The organism is Streptomyces sp. CA-179760 (assembly GCF_050937045.1).
In the GTDB taxonomy this organism is placed as follows: Bacteria; Actinomycetota; Actinomycetes; order Streptomycetales; family Streptomycetaceae; genus Streptomyces.
The window spans coordinates 2,050,036-2,071,408 of record NZ_JBNJLZ010000001.1; the positions used below are offsets into that span (position 1 = coordinate 2,050,036).

At 71.4% G+C, this 21,373-nt stretch carries 20 protein-coding genes and 2 pseudogenes; 13 read left to right on the forward strand and 9 right to left on the reverse strand.

Features of this window, described 5'->3' with window-relative positions:
- The first annotated feature begins 131 nt into the window (after window positions 1-131).
- Genes ACQEV8_RS09105 through ACQEV8_RS09120 form a run of 4 tightly spaced genes read left to right on the forward strand, consistent with a single transcriptional unit; the run spans window position 132 to window position 2,354 of the window.
- A complete protein-coding gene (locus ACQEV8_RS09105) occupies window positions 132-1,055 on the forward strand; it encodes a DMT family transporter (protein ID WP_432958857.1) in 924 nt (307 codons plus the stop codon).
- Window positions 1,056-1,103: 48 nt separating this feature from the next.
- Entirely contained in the window at window positions 1,104-1,619 is a 516-nt protein-coding gene (locus tag ACQEV8_RS09110; protein WP_432958858.1) for an NUDIX hydrolase, read from the forward strand.
- A 10-nt stretch (window positions 1,620-1,629) separates the two neighbouring features.
- Window positions 1,630-2,022, forward strand: a complete 393-nt coding sequence (locus ACQEV8_RS09115; RefSeq protein ID WP_432958860.1) for a YidH family protein — start codon at window positions 1,630-1,632, stop codon at window positions 2,020-2,022.
- Complete coding sequence (locus ACQEV8_RS09120; protein WP_432958862.1) at window positions 2,019-2,354, forward strand: DUF202 domain-containing protein; 336 nt, start codon at window positions 2,019-2,021, stop codon at window positions 2,352-2,354. Before ACQEV8_RS09115 ends, ACQEV8_RS09120 begins: the two co-directional genes overlap by 4 nt.
- Before the next feature lie 25 nt (window positions 2,355-2,379).
- On the opposite strand, the gene ACQEV8_RS09125 is transcribed toward ACQEV8_RS09120, so the two are convergent.
- Window positions 2,380-3,324: an NADP-dependent oxidoreductase gene (locus ACQEV8_RS09125; RefSeq protein WP_432958863.1), complete on the reverse strand. Its 945-nt coding sequence runs from the start codon at window positions 3,322-3,324 to the stop codon at window positions 2,380-2,382.
- A 198-nt stretch (window positions 3,325-3,522) separates the two neighbouring features.
- Here ACQEV8_RS09125 and ACQEV8_RS09130 point away from each other — a divergent pair, with 198 nt between their 5' ends.
- Window positions 3,523-4,557, forward strand: coding sequence for a phosphotransferase family protein (locus ACQEV8_RS09130; protein ID WP_432958865.1), 1,035 nt, complete (start codon window positions 3,523-3,525; stop codon window positions 4,555-4,557).
- 5 nt (window positions 4,558-4,562) lie between these two features.
- Complete coding sequence (locus tag ACQEV8_RS09135; protein ID WP_432958866.1) at window positions 4,563-5,777, forward strand: acyl-CoA dehydrogenase family protein; 1,215 nt, start codon at window positions 4,563-4,565, stop codon at window positions 5,775-5,777.
- 205 nt (window positions 5,778-5,982) lie between these two features.
- On the opposite strand, the gene ACQEV8_RS09140 is transcribed toward ACQEV8_RS09135, so the two are convergent.
- From ACQEV8_RS09140 to ACQEV8_RS09150, 3 genes are read right to left on the reverse strand one after another with little or no spacing between them, the layout of a single operon-like run.
- Window positions 5,983-6,576, reverse strand: a complete 594-nt coding sequence (locus ACQEV8_RS09140) for a TetR/AcrR family transcriptional regulator (RefSeq protein ID WP_432958867.1) — start codon at window positions 6,574-6,576, stop codon at window positions 5,983-5,985.
- A 28-nt stretch (window positions 6,577-6,604) separates the two neighbouring features.
- Window positions 6,605-8,269 (reverse strand): class I adenylate-forming enzyme family protein, encoded by a 1,665-nt coding sequence (locus ACQEV8_RS09145; RefSeq protein WP_432958869.1) that lies wholly within the window; start codon window positions 8,267-8,269, stop codon window positions 6,605-6,607.
- Window positions 8,266-9,039 carry an SDR family oxidoreductase gene (locus ACQEV8_RS09150; protein ID WP_432958871.1) on the reverse strand — a complete coding sequence of 258 codons (774 nt, stop codon included), beginning with the start codon at window positions 9,037-9,039 and terminating at the stop codon, window positions 8,266-8,268. Before ACQEV8_RS09150 ends, ACQEV8_RS09145 begins: the two co-directional genes overlap by 4 nt.
- Before the next feature lie 174 nt (window positions 9,040-9,213).
- Here ACQEV8_RS09150 and ACQEV8_RS09155 point away from each other — a divergent pair, with 174 nt between their 5' ends.
- Window positions 9,214-10,449, forward strand: a complete 1,236-nt coding sequence (locus ACQEV8_RS09155; RefSeq protein ID WP_432958873.1) for an exo-beta-N-acetylmuramidase NamZ family protein — start codon at window positions 9,214-9,216, stop codon at window positions 10,447-10,449.
- Between the two features lie 106 nt (window positions 10,450-10,555).
- Entirely contained in the window at window positions 10,556-11,872 is a 1,317-nt protein-coding gene (locus ACQEV8_RS09160) for a serine-threonine protein kinase (RefSeq protein WP_432958875.1), read from the forward strand.
- Between the two features lie 34 nt (window positions 11,873-11,906).
- Here the strand turns inward: ACQEV8_RS09160 and ACQEV8_RS09165 are convergent, their stop codons facing one another.
- Window positions 11,907-14,705, reverse strand: coding sequence for a penicillin acylase family protein (locus tag ACQEV8_RS09165; RefSeq protein ID WP_432958877.1), 2,799 nt, complete (start codon window positions 14,703-14,705; stop codon window positions 11,907-11,909).
- Window positions 14,706-14,967: 262 nt separating this feature from the next.
- Here ACQEV8_RS09165 and ACQEV8_RS09170 point away from each other — a divergent pair, with 262 nt between their 5' ends.
- Together ACQEV8_RS09170 and ACQEV8_RS09175 are read left to right on the forward strand one after the other, a co-directional pair.
- Entirely contained in the window at window positions 14,968-15,573 is a 606-nt protein-coding gene (locus ACQEV8_RS09170) for a hypothetical protein (RefSeq protein WP_432958878.1), read from the forward strand.
- 93 nt (window positions 15,574-15,666) lie between these two features.
- Window positions 15,667-16,409: pseudogene (locus ACQEV8_RS09175) on the forward strand (3-keto-5-aminohexanoate cleavage protein).
- A 200-nt stretch (window positions 16,410-16,609) separates the two neighbouring features.
- Here ACQEV8_RS09175 and soxR read toward each other — a convergent pair.
- Window positions 16,610-17,074 (reverse strand): redox-sensitive transcriptional activator SoxR, encoded by a 465-nt coding sequence (soxR, locus tag ACQEV8_RS09180; protein ID WP_432958880.1) that lies wholly within the window; start codon window positions 17,072-17,074, stop codon window positions 16,610-16,612.
- Between the two features lie 101 nt (window positions 17,075-17,175).
- On the opposite strand from soxR, the gene ACQEV8_RS09185 reads away from it, so the two are divergent.
- Window positions 17,176-17,637: a MaoC family dehydratase gene (locus tag ACQEV8_RS09185; protein ID WP_432958882.1), complete on the forward strand. Its 462-nt coding sequence runs from the start codon at window positions 17,176-17,178 to the stop codon at window positions 17,635-17,637.
- Here ACQEV8_RS09185 and ACQEV8_RS09190 read toward each other — a convergent pair.
- The 3 genes from ACQEV8_RS09190 to ACQEV8_RS09200 form a co-directional block, all read right to left on the reverse strand.
- Window positions 17,628-18,272 carry a TetR/AcrR family transcriptional regulator gene (locus ACQEV8_RS09190; RefSeq protein WP_432958883.1) on the reverse strand — a complete coding sequence of 215 codons (645 nt, stop codon included), beginning with the start codon at window positions 18,270-18,272 and terminating at the stop codon, window positions 17,628-17,630. The genes ACQEV8_RS09185 and ACQEV8_RS09190 overlap by 10 nt on opposite strands.
- Before the next feature lie 84 nt (window positions 18,273-18,356).
- The gene (locus ACQEV8_RS09195; protein ID WP_432958884.1) at window positions 18,357-18,602 is read right to left on the reverse strand and encodes a YiaA/YiaB family inner membrane protein; all 246 of its coding nucleotides are present in this window, start codon (window positions 18,600-18,602) and stop codon (window positions 18,357-18,359) included.
- A 59-nt stretch (window positions 18,603-18,661) separates the two neighbouring features.
- The gene (locus ACQEV8_RS09200) at window positions 18,662-19,813 is read right to left on the reverse strand and encodes an acyl-CoA dehydrogenase family protein (RefSeq protein WP_432958886.1); all 1,152 of its coding nucleotides are present in this window, start codon (window positions 19,811-19,813) and stop codon (window positions 18,662-18,664) included.
- 93 nt (window positions 19,814-19,906) lie between these two features.
- Between ACQEV8_RS09200 and ACQEV8_RS09205 the strand changes: the two are divergent.
- Both ACQEV8_RS09205 and ACQEV8_RS09210 read left to right on the forward strand, forming a co-directional pair.
- Window positions 19,907-20,547 (forward strand): annotated as a pseudogene (locus ACQEV8_RS09205) (TetR/AcrR family transcriptional regulator).
- A gap of 46 nt (window positions 20,548-20,593) precedes the next feature.
- Window positions 20,594-21,304: an ArsR/SmtB family transcription factor gene (locus tag ACQEV8_RS09210; RefSeq protein WP_432958888.1), complete on the forward strand. Its 711-nt coding sequence runs from the start codon at window positions 20,594-20,596 to the stop codon at window positions 21,302-21,304.
- Window positions 21,305-21,373: the final 69 nt, after the last annotated feature.

A 21,373-nucleotide genomic window follows, 5' to 3' on the forward strand; every position in this document is an offset into this window, starting at 1 on the left:
TTCCGTTTCGCCCTTTGTGACGTACGTCATAGCGTTTGCCGGTTTCGCCCCGGACCATGGCAGGACGTACGGGCGCGCCGGGCGGAGCCGGCCGGTACAGTCGGCCCCTACGCAACCGTGAACCCGACCTGATGATCGAGGTACACCGCGTGTCGGTTCTAGTACTCGTGCTCGCCCTGAGCGCCGCCTGCTGTCTGGGCTTCGGCTTCGTCCTGCAGCAGAACGCGGCCCAGCGGGCTCCGCTGAGCGACTTCCTCTCCTTCCGCCTGCTGATCGACCTGGTGAAGGTGCCGCGCTGGCTCGGCGGCATCGCGCTGATGGTCGTCGGCATGGCGCTGGGCGCCGCCGCCCTCGGGCAGGGCGAGCTGTCCCTGGTGGAGCCACTGCTGGCGACGAACCTGCTGTTCGCGCTCGCGCTGTCCCGGAGGCAGACCAAGCAGCCACTGGGCCGCCAGGGCTGGGCGGGCCTCCTGCTGCTGGCGGGCGGAGTGACCGCGTTCATCGTGGCGGGTCAGCCGCAGGGCGGCGCCGCGACGGCCGATCCGGTGCGACAGTGGCTGATCATCGGTGCCATGGTCGGGCTCGCCCTGCTGCTCACGACACACGCCAAGCGTTCGCGGCTGAGCTCCGGACCGGTGCTGCTGGCCCTGGCCGCCGGGCTGCTGTACGGCGTGCAGGACGCGCTGACCCGGGTGAGCGGGCAGAAGTTCTCCGAGGGCGGCTTCGCCGAGCTGCTGACCGGCTGGCAGCCGTACGCGGTCCTCGCGCTGGGCGTCACGGGGCTGGTCCTCGTGCAGAGCGCCTTCGAGACCGCCTCCCTGCGCAAGTCGCTGCCCGCCCTGACCGCCGCCCAGCCGCTCGCCGGGATCATCTGCGGTGTCGGCTTCCTGGGCGACCGGCTGCGGACCGACGCGGTGGCCCTGAGCTGGGAGGCCGGCGGTCTGCTGGCCGTGGTCGCCGGGATCGTGCTGCTCGGGCTGCATCCGGCGATGCCGCACGGATTGGCGGAGCGGGCCCGCGTGGGCAAGCTGCAGGCACAGCCGCAGCAGGTGTGAAGCCGGCGCCGCCCGCCGCACGGACGCGGCCCCTGCTTGGATGAGGGCATGAGCGCTGCTGACGAGATCCTCGACATCGTCGACGAGAACGACCAGGTCATCGGACAGTCGCCCCGAGGCGAGGTCTACGGCGAGGGCCTGCGGCACCGCTGCGTGTTCATCCAGGCCCGGGACGCCGGGGGACGGATCTTCGTGCACCGGCGGACCCCGGCCAAGCTGGTCTTCCCCTCCCTCTACGACATGTTCGTCGGCGGCGTGGTCGGCGCGGGCGAGGCCTACGACACGGCAGCCCTGCGCGAGGCCGAGGAAGAGCTGGGCGTGACCGGCCTGCCGCAGCCGCGGTACCTCTTCAAGTTCCTCTACGACGACGGCGCCGGCCGGAGCTGGTGGTCGGCGGTGTACGAGGTCCGCTGCGAGCTTCCCGTGCGGCCGCAGGTCGAGGAGGTGGCCTGGCACGACTTCCTGCCCGAGGACGAGGTGGAGCGGCGCCTCGGGGACTGGGAGTGGGTGCCGGACGGGCTGGCGGCGTACGAGCGGCTCAAGGCCTTCCGGTCGGCCGGGTAGGGTCGCACGCGTGATCGAGTTCGTACGGAACGTCCGTTTGTGGTTCGCGCCCGCGGAGGTCCGGCAGGACGGCGAGACGCCCGACTACCGGTTCTCGCTGGCGAACGAACGCACCTTCCTTGCCTGGCTGCGCACCGCGCTCGCGCTGATCGGCGGCGGCTTCGCCGTGGACCAGTTCCTGCCTGACCTGCGCTGGGGGTGGCGGGTCGGGATGGCCCTCGCGCTGCTCGTCGCGGGCGTGCTGTGCTCGCTGCGGGCGGTCAACCACTGGGTGCGCTGCGAGCGGGCCATGCGCCGGGGCGAGGATCTGCCGGTGTCCCGGTTCCCGGCGTTGCTGAGCATCGTCGTCGCGGTGGTCGCCGTCGCGATGGCGCTGGTGGTGCTCGTGGGGTGGGAGGGGTGAGCGCGGCTCACAGCACGTCTCGGACCCCCGACCGCGACCCCGGGCTCCAGCCCGAGCGGACCCGGCTCGCGTGGCGGCGCACGACACTCTCGGGCACGGTCGCCGCCGTGCTCGCCGTGAAGACCGCGCTGCACGGCGGCGCGTCGGTGGCCGGGGTCGTCGGATGCGCCCTGTGCTGTGTCCTGTGGCTGGGCTTCCTCGGCGTCGCCCATCGCCGTATCCGCACCCTCTCCGCCTCCGGCAGCCCGGCGGCGTTCGCGCCCCGGCACGCCACGGCCGCGGTGCTGTGCACGGTGGCGATGGCGGTGTGCGGGGCGGCCCTCGTTCTCTGAGGCCTCTGGTCCTCGACGGCCGCGGCTACGCGCCCTCCGTCTCCCAGTCCACCGTCACGACGATCTTGCCGCGGGTCCGGCCCTCCTGGTTCAGCAGGTGCGCGTCCGCCGCCCGCTCCAGCGGGAACGTCTCGGAGACGTGCACGCTCACCACACCCTGTTCCGCCAGTTCGGACAGCCGCTGGAGATCCTCGGCGTCGGGGCGCACGAAGTAGTAGCGGCCGCCGTAGTTCACGACGTCGCCGTCGGCGATCGACACCAGGCGGCCTTCGGGGGCCAGCAGGTTCGCCGAGACCTTCAGCGCGTCACCGCCGACCGTGTCGAACACCGCGTCCACGCCCTCGGGCGCCAGACCCCGCACCCGCTCGCCCAGGCCCTCGCCGTACGTCACCGGCTCGCCACCGAGGCCCCGCACGAAGTCGTGGTTGGGCTCGCTCGCCGTACCGATCACCCGGGCGCCGAGATGAGTGCCGAGCTGTACGGCGAGCGAGCCGACGCCGCCGGCCGCGGCGTGCACCAGGACGGTCTCGCCCCGCTTCACCTGGAGCACCTTGAGCAGCACCTGGTAAGCGGTGAGCCCGACCAGCGGGAGCCCGGCCGCCTCCTCGAAGGAGAGGTTGCGCGGCTTGCGGGCAAGGGTGCGCAGGGGCGCGGCCACGTACTCGGCGAAGGTGCCCCGGGAGAGGAAGTCCTCGCGTACGTACCCGATGACCTCGTCCCCGACGTCGTACTCCGAGACGGCCACGCCGGGCCGTACGACGACGCCCGAGACGTCCCAGCCGGGCACCACGGGGAAGGCGGGTTCGAGGATGGCGTCGAGGTAGCCCTCGCGGGCCTTCCAGTCGACGGGGTTCACGGCCGCCGCCCGCACCTTCACCAGCACCGCGTCCGGGCCGACCTTGGGATCGCGGACCTCCCCGAACGCCAGCACCTCGGGTCCGCCGTACCGTGAGTAGCTGATGGCCTTCATGGCTCCGACCTTCCGGGCTCCCCGCGCGGCACGCAAGCCGGATGGCCTGAACGAAGCGGCCGGAACCTCCCCGGCGTCTCGCGTGAGGAGCCGTCGGCCTATCGTGGCTCCGATCACGTTTCGGCCCCCCTCTGGACGACATACCGACCGGTCGGCATCATGTGTCGGGAACCGTCCATCTCCCCGTAGGAGCGACGCATGAGCCCCGACCACCCGCCCGGACTCGATCTCGACCGGCTGCGCGGCCTGCTCGACCGGGAACGCCCCGGCCTGGTGAACGGCCCGCTGTCCGGCCGGCTGATCGAGGGCGGACGGTCGAACCTCACGTACGCGGTCTCCGACGGCACCGCGCGCTGGGTCGTACGGCGGCCTCCGCTCGGTCATGTGCTGGCCACCGCGCACGACATGAAGCGCGAGCACCGGGTGATCAGCGGGCTGTATCCGACGGCCGTGCCGGTTCCCCGCCCTGTGCTGCTGTGCGAGGACGAGGAGGTGCTCGGGTCGCCCTTCTACGTCATGGAGTTCGTCGAGGGCACCCCCTATCGCACCGCCGACCAGCTCGTGCCGCTCGGTCCGGAGCGGACCCGGGGAGCGGTGCTGAACCTGGTGGACACGCTGGTGGAGCTGCACGCGGTGGACCCGGGCGAGGCGGGTCTCGCGGACTTCGGCCGGCCCGAGGGCTTCCTGGACCGGCAGCTGCGGCGCTGGGGCAAGCAGCTGGACGCCTCCCGCAACCGCGACCTGGACGGCATCGACGAACTGCACGCCGCCCTCGGCCGGGACCTGCCCCGCTCCCCCGCCCCGGCCGTCGTGCACGGCGACTACCGGCTCGACAACGTCCTCATCGGCGAGGACGACCAGATCAAGGCCATCCTCGACTGGGAGATGTCGACGCTCGGCGACCCGCTCACCGACCTCGGCCTGCTGGTCATGTACAGCATGCCGCTGGGCATGCCCGAGTCCCCCGTCTCCACGACCGCCGAGGCCCCCGGGCATCCGGCGCCGTCCGAACTCATCGAGCGGTACGCCGCGCGCTCGGGGCGCGACGTCTCCGCGGTCTCCTGGTACACGGCGTTCGCCTGGTTCAAACTCGCCGTGATCCTCGAGGGCATCCACTACCGCTACACGCTGGGCCAGACGGTCGGGCGCGGGTTCGACCGCATCGGCGACCTCGTGCCCGTCTTCGTCCGGCACGGCCTGACCACGCTTCACGAGGGCCTTCAGGAGGGCTGATCCGTATGGACTTCGCGTTCGACGCACGCACCGAGGAGCTGCGCGCCAAGCTGCTCACCTTCATGGACGAGCACGTCTATCCGGCCGAGGCGGTGGCGGAGGAGCAGCGCGCCCTGCTCGCCTCCCCGTGGGAGACGCCGGCCGTGGTGGAGGAGCTGAAGGCCGAGGCCCGCAGGCAGGGGCTGTGGAACCTCTTCCTGCCGAACTCCGAGTACGGGGCCGGGCTCACCAACCTCCAGTACGCGCCGCTCGCCGAGATCATGGGCCGGTCCCCGCACCTGGCGCCGACGGCGACGAACTGCGCGGCGCCCGACACCGGGAACATGGAGGTGCTGACCCAGTTCGGTGACGAGCAGCATCGCAAGCAGTGGCTGGAGCCGCTGCTTGCGGGCGAGATCCGCTCGGCGTTCGCGATGACCGAGCCGGAGGTGGCCTCCTCGGACGCCACCAACATCACCACGCACATCCGGCGGGACGGCGACGAGTACGTCATCTCCGGCCGCAAGTGGTACATCTCCGGGGCGATGAACCCGGACTGCAAGATCTTCATCGTGATGGGCAAGACGGACCCGGACGGGGACGACATCCGCCGTCAGCAGTCCATGGTTCTGGTCCCCCGTGACACGCCTGGCGTGACCGTCAAGCGTGCGATGCGGGTGTTCGGCTACGAGGACCACTCCCACGGCGGCCACGCCGAGGTGATCTTCGACGACGCGCGTGTGCCGGCGTCGAACCTGATCGGCGAGGAGGGCGGCGGCTTCGCCATCGCCCAGGCCCGGCTCGGTCCGGGCCGGATCCACCACTGCATGCGGCTGATCGGCATGGCTGAGCGGGCGATCGAGCTGATGTGCCGGCGGGCGGCGTCCCGTACGGCCTTCGGCAAGGCGCTGGCGCAGCAGGGTGTGGTGCACAACTGGATCGCGGACGCGCGCGTGACGGTGGAGCAGTTGCGGCTGCTGGTGCTGAAGACGGCCTGGCTGATGGACACGGCCGGGAACAAGGGGGCGCACACCGAGATCCAGTCGATCAAGATCGCTACGCCTCGGGCGGTGGTGGACATTCTCGACCGGGCGATCCAGTTGCACGGGGCGGGTGGTGTCAGTCAGGACTTCCCGCTGGCGGAGCTGTATGCGGCGGCACGGACGCTGATGATCGCGGACGGGCCTGATGAGGTGCATCAGCGGTCGTTGGCTCGCCGGGAGTTGAAGAAGTACCTGTAGGCGGTGCGGGCGGTGGGGGTTTCTTCGCCCCCGCCGCCCTTACCCGTCCCATCCTCAGGGGGCTCCGCCCCTTGACCCCCGATCGGCCTGAACGGCCTCGTCCTCAAACGCCGGACGGGCTGGTGGGGGCAGCCCGGCCTCTTGGCTCACCGTGTCGGGTGGTGGGTGGACATAGGCCGGAGTCCAGGGGGCGGAGCCCCCTGGGTCAGGGGCGCAGCGCCCGCATCAGCAGGTCGGCCAGGTGGTCTGCGACCTGCTGGGGCGTCATGGGACCATCCGGCCGGTACCACGTCGACAGGTGGTGGACCGAGCCGAAGTGGTAGTCGACGACCAGGTCCGCCGGGGTCGCCTTGGAGAAGACGCCCGCCTCCTGGCCCTCCTCGACCAGCGCGCGGAAGCGCTCGTGGTAGCGGCGGCGCTCGGAGCGGACCTGCTTGTTCTTCTCGGGGCTGAGATGGTGCATCGACCGCCAGAAGATCATCGCGTCGTCGAGGCTGTCGATCGTCGTCACCACGACGTCCGCGGCCGCCGACCGCAGTCTCTTCTCGACCGGCTCGTCGGCTCCCGCGACGGCGTCCAGCCGCTCCTGCTGGATGCGCAGCACGCGCGCGTACACCTCGTGCAGCAGATCGTCCTTGGAGCCGAAGTAGTGGTAGAGCGCCCCTTTGGTGACGCCGGCCGCCTCGACGATCTCCTGCACCGAGGTGCGGTCGTAGCCCTGCTCCGCGAAGAGCCGGGTGGCGGCGGCCAGGAGCCGCTGAGGCACGGGGGTGCCGTCCGAGTCCGTGGTCCTGGGCACTGCCGCCACCTGCCTTTCCGTACTGCCGTCAATTGCCTTGCGTCCGGGAACGCAGTTCCCGACGGAGGATCTTCCCACTGGCCGTCTTCGGCAAGTCGGGCAGGATCTCCACCTGGCGCGGGTATTTGTAGGCGGCCAGTCTCTCCTTGCAGTAGGCGGCGAGTGCATCCGGGTCCGTCTCGGCGTCCGGACGCAGGCTGATGTACGCCTTGACGGTCTCCCCGCGATAGCCGTCGGGCACCCCGACCACGGCGGCCTCGCGCACCGCCGGGTGTGTGTAGAGCACGTCCTCGACCTCGCGCGGCCACACCTTGAAGCCGGACGCGTTGATCATGTCCTTCTTGCGGTCGACGACGTACAGCCAGCCCTGCTCGTCCATGAAGCCGATGTCGCCGGTGCGCAGTTCGGCGCCGGGGAACGTCTCGGCGGTGGCGTCGGCGCGCCGCCAGTAGCCGGGCACGACCTGCGGGCCGCGCACGGCGATCTCGCCCTGCTCGCCGAAGGGCACGTCGTCGCCGTTGTCGTCGATGATCCGTACGACCGTGTCGGGGCCGGGCAGGCCCACGGCGAGCGTCCCGGACGCCGCGTCGACGGGCGCCTCCAGACCGGGCGGCACGGAGGCGCAGGGCGCGGTGCACTCGGTCAGCCCGTAGCCGTTACGGATGTACGGCCCGAAGCCCGCCCGGAATTTCTCCACCAGCGCGGGCGGCAGCGGGGCACCGCCGGAGGAGATCACCCGGAAGGAGGAGAAGTGGTCACGGGTGACGGAGGGGTGGGCGGCCAGCGCCATGAAGGCCGTGGACGGGCCGACCGTGTAGTGCGGCGCGTGCTCGGCGAACGCGTCCAGCACCGTGCCCGCCTCGAAGCGGTAGGCCAGCACGAGCGTGCCCCCGCTGTTCAGGCAGGCGCCGAACTGACAGACCATGCCCGTGATGTGGAACAGGGGCGCCATCGCGAAGTACACGGGCCGCTCGGGCAGCCCCAGGCCGGTCCGCTGCCGCTCGGCGTTGTACATGATGTTGCCGTGCGTGTTGGTGGCGCCCTTGGGCGTGCCGCTCGTGCCGGAGGTGTAGCTGATCAGCGCGATGTCGGAGGGGCCGGGCGCACGGTCCGCCGGTGCCTTGTGCCCCGCTCGCGCCACCGTCACCAGATCGTCGGCGTCGGGGGCCTGCGGCACCCGCTCGAAGGTCAGCACGCGCGCGTCGTCACGCGTCTGGAAGTCCAGCTCGCATCCGGTGAGCACGATCCGCACGGGCGAGTCCGCCGCCGTCTCGCGCAGATACGTCTCCCACGCCCGGTCCGAGCAGATCAGCGCGGCCACCTCGCCGTCCCGCAGGACGTGGCTCACCTCGCCCGACTTGTACATCGGGTTGACGGGCACGACGACCGCGCCCGCCTTCCACGCGCCGAGCACGGCGAGCACGAAGTGCGGGGAGTTCTGGAGCAGCACCGCGACCCGGTCGCCGCGCTGCAGGCCGCGTGCCGCGAGGTGCCCCGCGACGGAGTCGCTGAACTCGTCGACGTCCCGGTAGGTCAGCCGGCCGTCGAAGTAGGCCAGGAAGTCACGGTCCGGCATCTCGGCCATCACCCGCCGCAGGGCGTGCACGAGGGAGCCGGCGGGGCTGATCGGGCCCCTCTGGGCCTCGTCGAGCAGGTCCAGCCAAGGCTTGGCCGCGTAACGGGACTCGGTCACCGGTTCTCCTCCCACTGCTGCTGGATACGGTTCATGCCGGCCAGCCACCGGTCGGGGTCGCCGGCCCGGGCCTGATGGTAGGCGGCGACCTCCGGGTGCGGCAGGATCAGGAACCGGTCCTCCTCGATGCCCTTGAGCAGGGCGTCCGCGACGTCCTCCGGCTCGATCGCGGTCGACCGCAGCACCAGGTCGCCCGCGCTGCCGGTGGCGGCGAGCATGTCGGTGCGGACGCCCTGCGGGCAGATGGCGTGGACCTTCACGCCCCGGTGCCGGTAGGTCAGCGACAGCCACTCGGCGAAGGCGAGGGCGCCGTGCTTGGTGACGGCGTAGGGCGCGGCGCCGATCATGGTGAGCAGCCCGGCGGCGGACACGGTGGAGACGAACCGGCCACTGCCGCGCTCCAGCCAGGCCGGCAGCAGCTCCTCGGCGGCCCGGACATGGGCCATGACGTTCACGTCCCAGGACGTCGCCCATGCCTTCTCGTCCAATGCCTGACCGGCATCGACGCCGTCGAAGGCGACACCGGCGTTGGCGCAGTACACATCGACGGTCCCGCCCAGCGCGTCCCGGGCGTCCCCGACGATCGCCGAGGCGTCACCGGGCACGGCGATCCCGCCGACCTCGTCCGCGATGTGCTTGGCCCGCTCGGCGTCCAGGTCATTGACGACGACCCGGGCCCCCTCGGCGGCGAAGCGCCGGGCGAGCGCGGCTCCGATCCCCCCACCGGCCCCCGTGACAACGACTCCGGCCCCTTGAAAGGCTCCCACCATCGGTCTCCTCAGTCGCGGCTCAGCAATAGCGCCAGACTAACCGGTCGGTATGTTTCAAGGAAGGGGCAACCGCAACACCCTTAGGGGCGCGGGGCTGTACCGATTTGCGGCTCCGCCGCGTGGGCGCGACCAGCCACGAAGAAGCGGCACAAAACGGACCACGGAGGTCACCGCATGCGCCCTTCCAGACGAGCCGTACTCACCACCGCCACGGCGGCAGCCGTATCAGCCACCTCCACCGCGTCCGCCGCCCAGCGCCGCAGGCGACTGCGCACCGGCTTCGAACGACTCGCCCACGACGGCTACGCCCTGCTCGACGGCCAGAAGGCCGGCATCGTCACCAACCCCACCGGCATCACCCGCGACGCCCGCCACATCGTCGACGTCATGCACGAGGACGACCGCGTCGACCTCACCGCCGTCTTCGGCCCCGAGCACGGCTTCCGGGGCACCGCCCAGGCCGGCGGCTCCGAGGGCCGCTACGACGACCCGGCGACCGGCCTGCCCGTCTACGACACGTACCTCAAGAGCGGCCGGCCCCTCGCCGACATCTTCACCGCGTCCGGCGTGGACACGGTCGTCTTCGACATCCAGGACGTCGGCGCCCGCTTCTACACGTACATCTGGACCCTGTACGACTGCATGGAGGCCGCACAGCTCGCCGGCAAGCGGTTCGTGGTGCTGGACCGGCCCAACCCGGTGACGGGGCGCGCGGCGCTGGGGCCCGTGCTGCACAAGGAGTTCGCGACGTTCGTCGGCCGGCAGCCCATCTCCCAGGCCCACGGGATGACCGTCGCGGAGCTGGCGCGGCTGTTCAACGGCGAGTTCCTGACCGCCCCCGTGCCGCTGGAGACCGTGACGATGTCGGGCTGGAAGCGCTCGGACTTCTACGACGCCTCCGGGCTTCCCTGGGTGCCGCCGAGCCCGAACATGCCGACACCGGAGACGGCCCTGGTGTACTCGGGGACGTGTCTGTTCGAGGGCACGAACCTGTCGGAGGGGCGCGGCACGACACGGCCGTTCGAGCTGCTGGGCGCCGAGGGGATCGACCGGCGCTGGGCGGACGGGGCGAACGAACTCGGACTGCCCGGTGTGCGGTTCAGGGAGGCGTACTTCGCGCCCACTTTCTCGAAGTTCCAGGGCAAGACGATCGGCGGCGTACAGGTCCATGTGCACGACCGGGCCGCGTTCGACCCCGTGCGGACGGGAATCGCCCTGCTCGTGACCGCCAAGCGGGTCTGGGGCGGTTTCGCCTGGCGCCCCGACAACTGGATCGACAAGCTCACCGGCTCCACGCGCGTGCGCACGATGATCGACGCGGGCGCGGACACCGACGAGGTCGTGGCGGGGTGGCAGCGGGACCTGGCGGCGTTCCGGCGGATGCGGCGGGAGTACCTCGTCTACCGCTGAGCGAGGCGCACCGCCCCCGATGCGCCCGTGACGTATGGCCAAGTCGCCCCGTTGGCAGGACGATGCGCCCAGATCGTGGCGTCACCCGGGGGCTAGGGGGCCTGTCATGGCGGATCCGGCGATGAGTGTGACTCCCTACTGGGAGCTGACCTTCGACGCGGACGGGGACCCGGCGGGCCGCCAGCGGGACCGGTTGCTCGCCGGGGTGGCCGAACGGAAGGTGCGCGACCTGATCGTCTTCGCGCACGGGTGGAACAACGACCGCTCGGGCGCGACCCGGCTCTACGACCGTTTCCTCGCGCCCGTCCCGCGGCTGGCACCGGCGGCCCGGGTCGGGTACGTCGGGGTGCTGTGGCCGGCGATGCGGTTCTCCGACGAACCGATCCCGGACCTGCCGCGGGCCGTGGCGGCCGAGGCCCCCGGGCGTCCCGTGCTCGACAAGGACACCCGGCACGCGCTGCTGGAGACCTTCCCGGGCCGGGCGATCCTGGTCGACCAGATCGCGCGGCTGCTGGAGCAGCAGCCGCGGGAGGAGTCCGAGCTGGAGGAGTTCGGGCGGCTGGTGCGGCTGCTGGTGGAGGTGGTGGCGCCCGGGCCGCAGGAGTTGTTCGCGGCGGACACGGTGGCGGAGGGAGTGCCGCAGAGCGAGCCGGAGATGTTCGCCGGATCCTCGGCGGCGGCCTGCGAGGAGTTCGCGCAGGCGCTCGCGGAACTGGAAGCTTCCGGCGAGCGGCGGGACTTCAGGCTCCCGAACCCCTGGGACGGTGCGCACGAACTGCTGCGGCAGGCGACGTACTACGCGATGAAGCGGCGCGCCGGAACCGTCGGTGAGCGGGGGCTGGGCCGGGTGGTCGGGCAGCTCGCGGCGGCGGCGCCGGGCGTGCGCGTGCACCTGGTGGGGCACAGCTTCGGCGCGCGGCTGGTGTCGTTCGCGCTGCGCGGGCTCCCCGAGGGCGTGCGCACGGTGAAGTCCGTGACGCTGCTCCAAGGGGCGTTCTCGCACTACGCGTTCGCTGCCCGGCTGCCGCACGACCCGCGTGCGGGAGGGGTGCTCCAGGGGCAGCAGAACCGCATCGACGGCCCCCTGGTGTGCTGCCACTCCCGGCACGACTCGGCCCTCGGCACCGTCTATCCGCTGGCGTCGCGGATGGCGGGCGACAGCCGGTCGGTCACCGGCCTCGACCTGAGCCGTGCCCTGGGCGAGAAGTGGGGCGCGATGGGCTGCGGCGGGGTGCGGGCGGTGCCGGGCACGCGCGCGTACTCCCTCGCCGAGGCCCTGACGGTGAAACTGCCCGCCTCGGGCTGCGTGAACGTCGACGCCGCGGCGGTGGTCAGACGCGGCGGGCCGCCTGCCGGAGCGCACAGCGACATCCTGCACGAGGAACTGGCCCGGTTGGTGCTGGCGGCGGGCCGCGTCCGCTGACCCGCCGCCGGACCGTGTGTCACTTGTGCGCGCGTCACCGGTGCGAGGTGAACTCCACGACCTGCTGGTAGGTCGGCCGGTTCTGCCAGCTGATCTTGCCGTGCTTGATGCCGCCGAGAGTGCGGTGGATGACCGAGTCGGCGCACCACTGATCGCCCGCCGAGCACTGGTCGTCACCGGGGTAGACCTGGGCCGCGGTCTTGGCGGCCGCCTCCTTCAGGGTGCTGATGAGGGTGTCACGGCAGGCGCTGAGGCTCCCGTCGCCGCAGTACTTCCTGGTGAGCGGACCCTGCACCTGCTCGCCGAGCACGGTCCGGACGTCCTTGTCGACATAGCTCCACCAGCCGTACTGGAAGGAGCTTCCGGCGTGCGAGCCGGTCGGGCCGTGGGCCGCCGACGGGGACTCGTCGACGGGCAGGTTCGCGGTCATGGCGGCGTAGAGCTCACTGCCGAGGCCCGGTTCGAACTCGGCCTTGACCAGCAGCGGCCACCAGGCGTCGAGGATGCGGATCGCGTCGGCGTCGGCGTACTTCTTGGAGCCGGCCGAGGTCTCCGTGCGCTTGCCGCCGGCCGCGACCCAGGCCTGGAGCTTGCTCACGGCCGCGGCGGCGGTGGAGTCGGTGACCGGTGAACTGTTGACGACCTTCAGCAGCTTCGGCAGGACGTCCTCCGCCCGCAGGTCGGCCGTCGCCGCGTCGGCCATGGCCTTCACCAGCGCGGCCCGGGTCACCCCGCCCTGCCGGACCAGTTTCTTCACCCGGTCCTCCAGGAGGTTGCCACGGTGCACGGAGCCGTTGCCCCAGGGCGCGGTCGTGTAGTCCTTGGCCTGCTTGTTGTTCCAGGAGATGTAGTAGTCTTGGTCGATCGAGTTGGGGTGGGCGGAGGGCGGGGTGTAGTCGGCCGTGTTGGTCGCCGGGTCCCAGCCCCGCCACTCGTACGCCGGCCGCGCCCACGCCGGGAACTCGGCGTCGACGCCGTTCGCGCGCACCGGGTTGTCGCCGCTGTTGTAGTACGCGGTGTGCTCGGAGTCGGCGTAGAACCAGTTGAAGGTGTAGTTGATGTGCTGCACCGCCTTCTGGAAGGACTCCGGGCCCTTGACGTAGTCGGGGTCGTTCAGCATCTGGAAGCCGATGATGGAGTCGGCCTCGTGCATGAAGGACGAGCGCAGGGAGGTGTAGGCGACCTTCTTGCCGCCGACCGTCGCGCGGTACTCGACGGGGCCGTACTTCGTGCGCCAGACGCGCATGGTGTACGAGCCGGCGGCGGTGCCGTCGGCGGTGGTCGGCTTCCAGGCGTTCTTCTGCTCGATCTTCTCCATCGGTGTGCAGGTGCCGCGGTACAGGTAGTGGTAGTCGTCCTGGCACAGTTCGACGGCGTAGCTGTCGATGATGTCCTGGCCGGAGGTCGTGGCGCTCCACGCGTAGTCCTGGCCGCGGCCGAGTTCCACGTACATGCTCAGGCCCGCGAAGGAGGCGCCCCGGGCGCTGATGCCCGGGCCCTGGATCTCTTGGAGCAGCAGCAGCTGGGGGGCGAAGTAGCCGGTCTGCGGGCCGAACACGGCGACGGGGTGGCCGCTCGCGGTGTGCTTGCCGCCGACCACGAGGGCGTTGGACATGCCACGCTTGGCGGACGACAGGGCCGTCTTCGCCGCCTCGCCGGACGCTCCGGTGGCGCTGGAGGCCGTGGCGCTGCCGGTGCGGTCGTAGACGAGCGGCTCGGACTTCACGGAACCGGCGTCGGGCAGGGCCGTGCCCTGCGGGGCGTCGGGCTTGGTCGCGTACGGGAAGCTGCCGTCGTGGACCGTGAGCACGGCCTCCGGGTCGTTGCGCTCGCGGAAGGACTCCCAGACCTTGGTGCCTTCCGCCACGCCGTACTTCTCCTGGGCGGCGAGCAGCGAGAGCGCGTTGTTGACCTCGCCGCCCCCGCCGGAACCGAACAGCGCGCCGATGACGGAAGCCAGCGCGACCAGGTCGGTGATCTTGAAGTGATCGATCGTCCCTGCGTTGGTGACCGAGTCCTTGTGCCCGGTGAGGACGTACTCGCCGGGGAAGTTGCGGGCGCTGTCGGAGGCGTCGATGTAGGAGTTGATGCCGTCGAGATAGGCCTTGGCGTCGGCGAGGGCCTGCTTGCCGCGCTCGCCGTTGGTGGCGACGGCGTTGTCGATCTGGGCCTGCAGATCGGCCTCGGTGTACGGGGCGTGCCGCCAGAACTGCTGCTCCAAGCCCTGGTTGGAGGGTACGCCGCCGGCGAAGGAGGTCAGCTGACCGCGCCCGACGTGCCGGAAGACGTCCATCAGCCACAGCCGGTCCTGGGCGGCCGCGTAGCCCGCCCCGAACTCGGTGCCGTACCGGGTGGTGCCGGTGATGTGCGGCACGCCCGTCTTCTTGTCACGGACGATCGTGACGTCGCCGCGCCCGGCGGGCTTGACGGTGGAGGCGACCTGATCCGCCGGGACTCCGAAGGACGCGTCGTTGAAGAAGTTGTTGATCTTGTCGTTGGTGAGCCCGGTATGACCCTTGGCGAGGTTCGCGTAGGGCCCGAGCTGGTCCTCGGCGTGCTCGGGCTGGGTGCCGAAGGCCTGGTTGAGGAGGATCTGGGCGAGGGTGGCGTTGCCGTTCTGGCCGGGCGGGAGGATGTCCGAACACTGGTTGCCGCAGTAGTCGTTCGCGGCGGCCGTGGCCTGCGCGATCGGCGTTTCCGCCGCGGCCGCCGGGGCAAGCGGCGACAAAAGACCTGCGATCAGGGCGCATACCGAAGCGGTCTTCAGGAACCCGGGGAATCCCCGGGGAGTTCTCATTCTGCCGAGAACGGTGCGTGGGGTACGCCGTGCCATGGGGGGCTCCTCCCGAGGGGGTGGCCGGATGTTACCGCCGGTATCCCCGAGTTTGAAGATGAACAAGCGTCACTTCTTGGAGTCAGCACAACAGGCACACGGACCACGGCAGTCGACTCGCGAGCCTCTTAGGACGGCTTATGGAGGGCATTTGAAATCGGATGGAGCCGATTCGCTTGTCGATACGTCTATTCGGCGACGTCCGTACGACGACGCCGAAGTGACCGGATTACAGGTGCAGGTGTGACGGAGGTGCAGGACGATGGCCGGTTTCCGGAGTCTGGCGAGACAGGTCCGCGATCCGCGGTGCGATCTCGCATTGCGGCGCTATTCGCTGCGCAAGTGCCTTGAGAGGTTCGCCCCTTACGGGCACAGGGCGACCTGGGACCATTTGTGCGCCCGGGCGGGGTTCGGTCCCGAGGACCGGTCCCCCGATCCAGTGCGGCTCGTGGCCGCACTGGACGAACTGGAGGAGGCGCGGGCGGTCTGGCTGGCCTACGAGGTCGAGTTCGCCGAGCGCCGCAAGAAGGAGAAGCACGACGGACTGCGCCGGCCGGGCAGCGTGGACGACTGGCACCGGCTGACCTGGGGCGGGTTCGGCGTGGCGTGGTGCGACGATCCGGCGGTACACCCCCGTGAACCGCTGGCCGAGGTGCTGCGCCGGCTGATCGCCGCGCTGGAGCGCGAACCGGGCTCGGCGTGCCCGGTGTGCGGCGGGGAGCAACTCACCTGGAAGTACGACCTGGACCACGAACCATCGGCGGGTCCGGTCTGCACGGACTGCGGAATCCTGGTGCCGCGTCCCGTGCTCACGCCCGAGTCCCTGGCGTACGCCAGGCGGGCGAGGCCACTGCTGATGTCGGCTTGACGAACGCGGGCGCGCGGGGGGTGCGCCGGGGATGCCGCACCCCCACTGTCGCCGCCGGGGCCGGCTGTCAGTGGTGACTGGCACCATCGGGACATGGTGCAGGTGTGTCTGAACGGGGCGCGGGGAGCCGCCGACGGTGCGGCGGTGCCGCTGACGCCCGAGGCGATGGCCGCGTCCGCGGCGGAGGCCGTCGCGGCCGGGGCCACGGACATCCACGTCCACCCCAAGACGCCGTGCGGGCGGGACACGCTGTCGCCGCGGGTGCTCGCGGTGACGCTGGAGGCGATTCGGGCGCGGGTGTCGGTGCCGGTCGGTGTGACGACGGGGGCGTGGGCGGAGCCGGACCCCGCCGCCAGGCTGGACCGGGTCCGCGGCTGGACCGTGCTGCCCGACCACGCGTCGGTCAACTGGCATGAGCCGGGGGCGGAGGAGGTGGCCGCCGCGCTCATCGATCTCGGGGTGGGGTGGAGGCCGGCATCTGGTCGGGGACGGACGGGGCGGAGCGGTTTGCCGCGTCTTCGCTGGGGCCGAGGGTATTGCGGGTGCTGGCGGAGGTGACGGACACGGATGCGGCGGGGGCCGTCGCCTCTGCGCGGGCGCTGCTGTGCGAGATCGGTTCCGCTCATGGCCGTCCTGTGTTGTTGCACGGAGAGGACGGGGGCGCTTGGCCTGTGCTGCGGTTCGCGGGGCGGTTGGGGGTGACCACGCGGGTCGGGCTGGAGGATGTGCTGCTGCTGCCGGACGGGAGGCGGGCCGGGTCCAATGCGGAGTTGGTTGTGGCGGGGTTGGGTGAGTACGCGGTTGGTCGGTCTGCGGGTGCTCGGCGTTGTCGCTGAGGTCGGGGCGTTGCGCAGCCCGGCGGAGCGGGGTGCCTCCCCCACACTCGGCTTCGCTCGAGCGGGGGGGGACCCCCATGAGCGGGGGCCCCATGAGCGGGGGGGACCCCCACCGCCCACCCGTACCGCCCTGGGGGCACCTCCCAGGCCCTTAAAACACTGGGGGAGGCACGCATGCGCGCAGCTAAGGCCAAGGGCAGCTACCCCCGGTTCTTGTCCACCATCAGGCGGGAGCCCGTGCGGCGTTCGCCGAAGGCGTCGTCCGGGTTGGAGAGGACGCAGCCTTCGAGGGAGAGGCAGCCGCAGCCGATGCAGTCGGTGAGGTGGTCGCGCAGGCGGTTCAGCTGCTTGATGCGTTCGTCCAGTTCGGAGCGCCAGGCCTCCGAGAGATGCGCCCAGTCCTCCTTCGTCGGCGTCCGCTCCTCGGGGAGTTCCGCGAGGGCCTCGCGGATCGTCGCCAGCGGGATGCCGACCCGTTGCGCGGCCCTGATGAAGGCGACCCGGCGGAGCGTGTCACGTGCGTAGCGGCGCTGGTTGCCTGACGTCCGGCGACTGTCGATCAGGCCCTTGGACTCGTAGAAGTGCAGCGCGGACACGGCCGCGCCGCTCCGCGCCGCGAGCTGGCCGACCGTGAGCTCATGGATCTTCTCTGGAATCTGGGGCACCCATCGAACCCTACCCAGTCCGTTGACACGACCCCCCGCGGCCGACCATGCTAAGCAGTCGCTTAGAGAAGCAGCATCCCTGACATGCGAGAGGCCGGGACATGGCAGAGCCGAGGATCTTCACGTCCGTCGACGACCTGAGGTCGGCGGTGGGTGAGCAACTGGGGTACACCGACTGGCTCGACATCGACCAGAAGCGGATCGACCTCTTCGCGGACGCCACCGGTGACCACCAGTGGATCCACGTCGACCCCGAGAAGGCCGCCGCGGGCCCCTTCGGCACGACCATCGCGCACGGCTATCTGACCCTGTCGCTGCTCCCCCTCTTCGGGCCGCAGCTGATCGCCGTCGAGGGCGTGAAGATGGGCGTCAACTACGGGACGAACAAGGTGCGTTTCCCCGCGCCCGTGCCGGTCGGCTCCCGGCTGCGCGCGACCGCCACGATCACCGGCGTCGAGGACGTGACCGGCGGCGTCCAGGTCACCGTCGCCTTCACTCTGGAACGCGAGGGCGGCGACAAGCCCGTCTGTGTCGCCGAGTCCGTGGCGCGCTACTACTTCTGAGCCGGTGCCGGCTCCCCGGCGCCGACCATCCGCAGCACGAGGTCGGCGTACAGCGCGCCGACCTCGTCCGGCGTCCACGGCCCGTCGACGTTGAACCAGCGGGCCACGTCGATGCAGAGGGAGAGCACCGCGAGGGTGGTCCCCTTGACGTCGAGCACGTCGAACTCGCCCGACGCCACGCCGTCCTCGATGACCCGGTGCACCTCGTCGTCGCACTGCCGGCGCAGCGCGAGGATCTCGGCCCGGGCGTCCGGCCCGAGCGAGTCCAGCTCGTACTGGACCACCCGGGCCGTGGTGCGGCCGCCGGCGTGCCAGCCGACGAAGGAGCTGACCGCGCCGGCCAGGCGCTCGCGGGCACTGCCCTCGCGCCGGGCCGCCGTCCGCAGGATCTCCAGGGCCTTCGCGTGCCCGATCCTGCTGATGCGGTGCAGCAGCTCTTCCTTGGTCTTGTAGTGGATGTAGAGCGCGGCCGGACTCATCCCGGCGCGACCCGCGATGTCACGGGTCGTCGTGGCGTGGTACCCGCGCTCGGCGAAGGCCTCCACCGCGGCGATCAGCAGCCGCCGCGCCGCGTCGGGCGTGACCTCGCCCCACGCCTGCGCCTCGCCGCCGGCCGTCTCCTCCGCCGTACCCATCACGTGCCCCTCTCCACTGGCAGGGGCACCACCATACCGCCGAAGGTGAGCGGGCGCTTAGGGCGTGTTCGACCCCGCAAGCGCTCAGTGCTTCTCGAAGGGGGTGTACGTGGGTGCCGCCGCCCCGTCCTGCCGGTCCCGGATCACCTTGGCCAGGGTGAAGGAGGAGGTGACCAGGTACAGGACGGCGATGGCGAGGAAGCCACGCACCCAGGCGTCGGCGCTCAGCTGGTAGATGCCGATGGCGGTGGCCGCCATGGCGACGGCGAAGGAGGCGACGGCCTGGCCGTAGAAGGCCGCGGTGTTCTGCTTGCCCGGTGTGTCACTCATGGGGGCAAGCTTCGGCCGAAGTGGCCCGCGCCACATCCGCCGGCGTACTCAGAAGGTACTCAGAACGCCGAAACCCCGGTCAGCGCCCGCCCGATGACCAGCTTCTGGATCTGGCTGGTGCCCTCGTAGAGGGTCATCACGCGGGCGTCCCGCAGCAGCTTGCCCGCCGGGTACTCGTCGATGTAGCCGTACCCGCCGAAGACCTGGAGCGCGTTGTTCGCGGCGCGGACGGCCGCCTCCGAGGCGAACAGCTTGGCCTTGGACGACTCGACGGCGAACGGCTGTCCGCGGTCGATCAGATCGGCGACCCGCCACGTCAGCAGCCGGGCGGCGTCGACGTCCACGGCGATGTCGCTGATCAGCTCCTGGACCAGCTGGTGCCGGGCGATGGGCTTCCCGAACTGCTCGCGCTCGCCCGCGTACCGCACCGCCGCGTCCAGCGCGGCCTGGGCTATGCCGACACAGCCCGCGGCGACCGACATCCGGCCCTTGGCGAGGGCGGACATGGCGACCGAGAAGCCCTTGCCCTCCTCCCCCAGCAGCGCCGAGGCGGGCACGCGCACGTCCTCCAGAACCAGTTCGGCCGTGGCCTGGCCGCGCAGCCCCAGCTTGCCGTGGATCGTGCGGCGCGTCAGGCCGGGTGTGCCGGTGGGGACCAGGAAGGCGGAGACGCCCTTGTGGCCGGGGGCGTCCGTGGAGCGGGCGAAGAGCAGGACGACGTCGGCCCAGGTGCCGTTGGTGATGAACATCTTGGTGCCGTTGATGACGTAGTCGTCGCCGTCCCGTACCGCCCGTGTCGCGAGGTTGCCCGCGTCCGAGCCCGTGCCCGGCTCGGTGAGCCCGAAGCAGCCGACCGCCTCGCCGGACGTGAGCCCCGGCAGCCACTGCCGCTTCTGCCCCTCGCTCCCCCAGGCGGCGACGGTCTTGGCGACGAGCCCCAGCGAGACGGAGACGATGCCGCGCACGGACGAGTCACCCCGCCCCAGTTCCTCCGTGACCAGGCAGTACGCGAGATGGTCGCCGCCGGAACCGCCGTACTCCTCGTCGATGGTCAGGCCCAGGAAGCCGACCTCGCCGAGCTTCTTGACGAGTGCGCGGTCGACTTCCTCGGCGCGGTCCCAGGCGATGACGTTCGGGGTGATCTCGCGCTCCACGAAGTCCCGCGCGAGCCGCTGGACCGCGGTCTGCTCCTCGCCGAGTTCCAGGTTCACCACACGTCACCCCAGGGAAAGCCGGACGTCATTGAAAGCCGCACCTTTAAATTAGCACTGCTAGTTTCCGTGCGCAGCCCTACTATGTGCGCCATGGCCCGACCGCGCAAGCCCTTGCTCTCCACCGACCGGATCGTCGAGACAGCCCGCGCGCTCGTGGACGCGGAGGGCCTGGCGGCCGTCTCCACCCGTCGGCTCGCCGCCGAACTGGGCGTGAGCGGGCCCTCGCTCTACAACCACTTCCGCACCAAGGACGAGATCCTGGAGGCGGTCGCCGACTCGGTGAGCGGCCAGGTGGATCTGACGATGTTCGAGGACGGCCGCGACTGGCGGACCGCGCTGCATGACTGGGCCGTCTCCTACCGGGTCGCGCTGCGCGACCACCCGAACATCGTCCCGGTGCTGGCCCGCGGCCCGGGCCGCCGCCCGGCGGGGTTGCGCCTCGCGGACGCCGTCTACGGCGCGATGGTCGCCGCGGGCTGGCCGCCGGCGCAGGCCACGTCCATCGGCGCGCTGATGCGGTACTTCGTGATGGGCTCCGCGCTCGGCTCCTTCGCCGGGGCTTCGTGGACGACGCGAGCGCCTACAACCCCGCCGACTACCCCCACCTCCAGCAGGCCCACCTCCTCGCCGAGCAGCAGGAGAAGATCGACGAGCGGGCTTTCGAGACCGGGCTGACGGCCCTGCTGGACGGGCTGGCACGGCAGTACGAGCAGGTGCGGCGGACCGCGTAGGCACACTTCGGCGGCGGCCGAACGATCCGTGTCCCATGCTGGGGCCATGACGACGAGGGACCCGCGGGCCACGGCCCTGGCACGGTTCGCCGGACTGTTCGCGGACGAGACCCGGGCCGCGTGCCTGCTGGCGTTGCTCGACGGCCGGGCCCGGACCGCGAGCGAGCTGGCCCGGCACGCGGGGGTCGCCGCGTCGACGCTGAGCGAGCACCTGAGCAGGCTCGTGGCGGGCGGGCTGCTCACCGAGGAACGGCAGGGCCGGCACCGGTACGTCCGGCTGGCGGACGCACGGGTCGCGCAACTGCTGGAGGACCTGGCCGCGCAGGTCGCGCCGGGCACGGCCGTACGGCCGCGGAGCCTGCGGGAGTCGAGCGCGGGTTCGGCGATGGCCCGGGGGCGCACCTGCTACGACCATCTCGCCGGCCGGCTCGGCATCGCGGTCACGGACGCGCTGACGGCGCGTGGGCTGCTGCGGCAGGAGACCGGGTTCGCGCTCACCGACGCGGGCGTGGCGTGGTTCGCGTCGGCCGGTATCGGCCTCGAACGGCGTGGCCGACGCCCCATGGCACGGGCCTGTCTCGACTGGACCGAACGGCGGCCCCATCTCGCGGGCGTGGCGGGCGCGGCCCTGTGCCGGCACGCCCTGGACACGGGATGGTGCGTGCGCATCGGCTCCGAGCGTGCCGTGAAGGTGACGGCGGCCGGTGCCCGGGCCCTCTTCGAGCTGCTGGGCGTGGAGGCGGCGGCGCTGCGCTGATCCCGAAGCCCGGCAGGGCCGGCCCTGACGCGCCGCCCGGCCTGCCCGGACACACGGTCCGAAAACCGC

Bases quoted from the DNA above. Each gene is read 5' to 3' on its own strand.
- ACQEV8_RS09210 (WP_432958888.1), top strand. From the start codon at position 20,594: ATGACGACGAGGGACCCGCGGGCCACGGCCCTGGCACGGTTCGCCGGA.
- ACQEV8_RS09135 (WP_432958866.1), top strand. From the start codon at position 4,563: ATGGACTTCGCGTTCGACGCACGCACCGAGGAGCTGCGCGCCAAGCTG.
- ACQEV8_RS09125 (WP_432958863.1), bottom strand. From the start codon at position 3,324: ATGAAGGCCATCAGCTACTCACGGTACGGCGGACCCGAGGTGCTGGCG.
- ACQEV8_RS09165 (WP_432958877.1), bottom strand. From the start codon at position 14,705: ATGGCACGGCGTACCCCACGCACCGTTCTCGGCAGAATGAGAACTCCC.
- ACQEV8_RS09170 (WP_432958878.1), top strand. From the start codon at position 14,968: ATGGCCGGTTTCCGGAGTCTGGCGAGACAGGTCCGCGATCCGCGGTGC.
- ACQEV8_RS09105 (WP_432958857.1), top strand. From the start codon at position 132: ATGATCGAGGTACACCGCGTGTCGGTTCTAGTACTCGTGCTCGCCCTG.
- ACQEV8_RS09155 (WP_432958873.1), top strand. From the start codon at position 9,214: ATGCGCCCTTCCAGACGAGCCGTACTCACCACCGCCACGGCGGCAGCC.
- ACQEV8_RS09110 (WP_432958858.1), top strand. From the start codon at position 1,104: ATGAGCGCTGCTGACGAGATCCTCGACATCGTCGACGAGAACGACCAG.
- ACQEV8_RS09130 (WP_432958865.1), top strand. From the start codon at position 3,523: ATGAGCCCCGACCACCCGCCCGGACTCGATCTCGACCGGCTGCGCGGC.
- ACQEV8_RS09150 (WP_432958871.1), bottom strand. From the start codon at position 9,039: ATGGTGGGAGCCTTTCAAGGGGCCGGAGTCGTTGTCACGGGGGCCGGT.
- ACQEV8_RS09190 (WP_432958883.1), bottom strand. From the start codon at position 18,272: ATGGGTACGGCGGAGGAGACGGCCGGCGGCGAGGCGCAGGCGTGGGGC.
- ACQEV8_RS09160 (WP_432958875.1), top strand. From the start codon at position 10,556: ATGGCGGATCCGGCGATGAGTGTGACTCCCTACTGGGAGCTGACCTTC.
- ACQEV8_RS09195 (WP_432958884.1), bottom strand. From the start codon at position 18,602: ATGAGTGACACACCGGGCAAGCAGAACACCGCGGCCTTCTACGGCCAG.
- ACQEV8_RS09185 (WP_432958882.1), top strand. From the start codon at position 17,176: ATGGCAGAGCCGAGGATCTTCACGTCCGTCGACGACCTGAGGTCGGCG.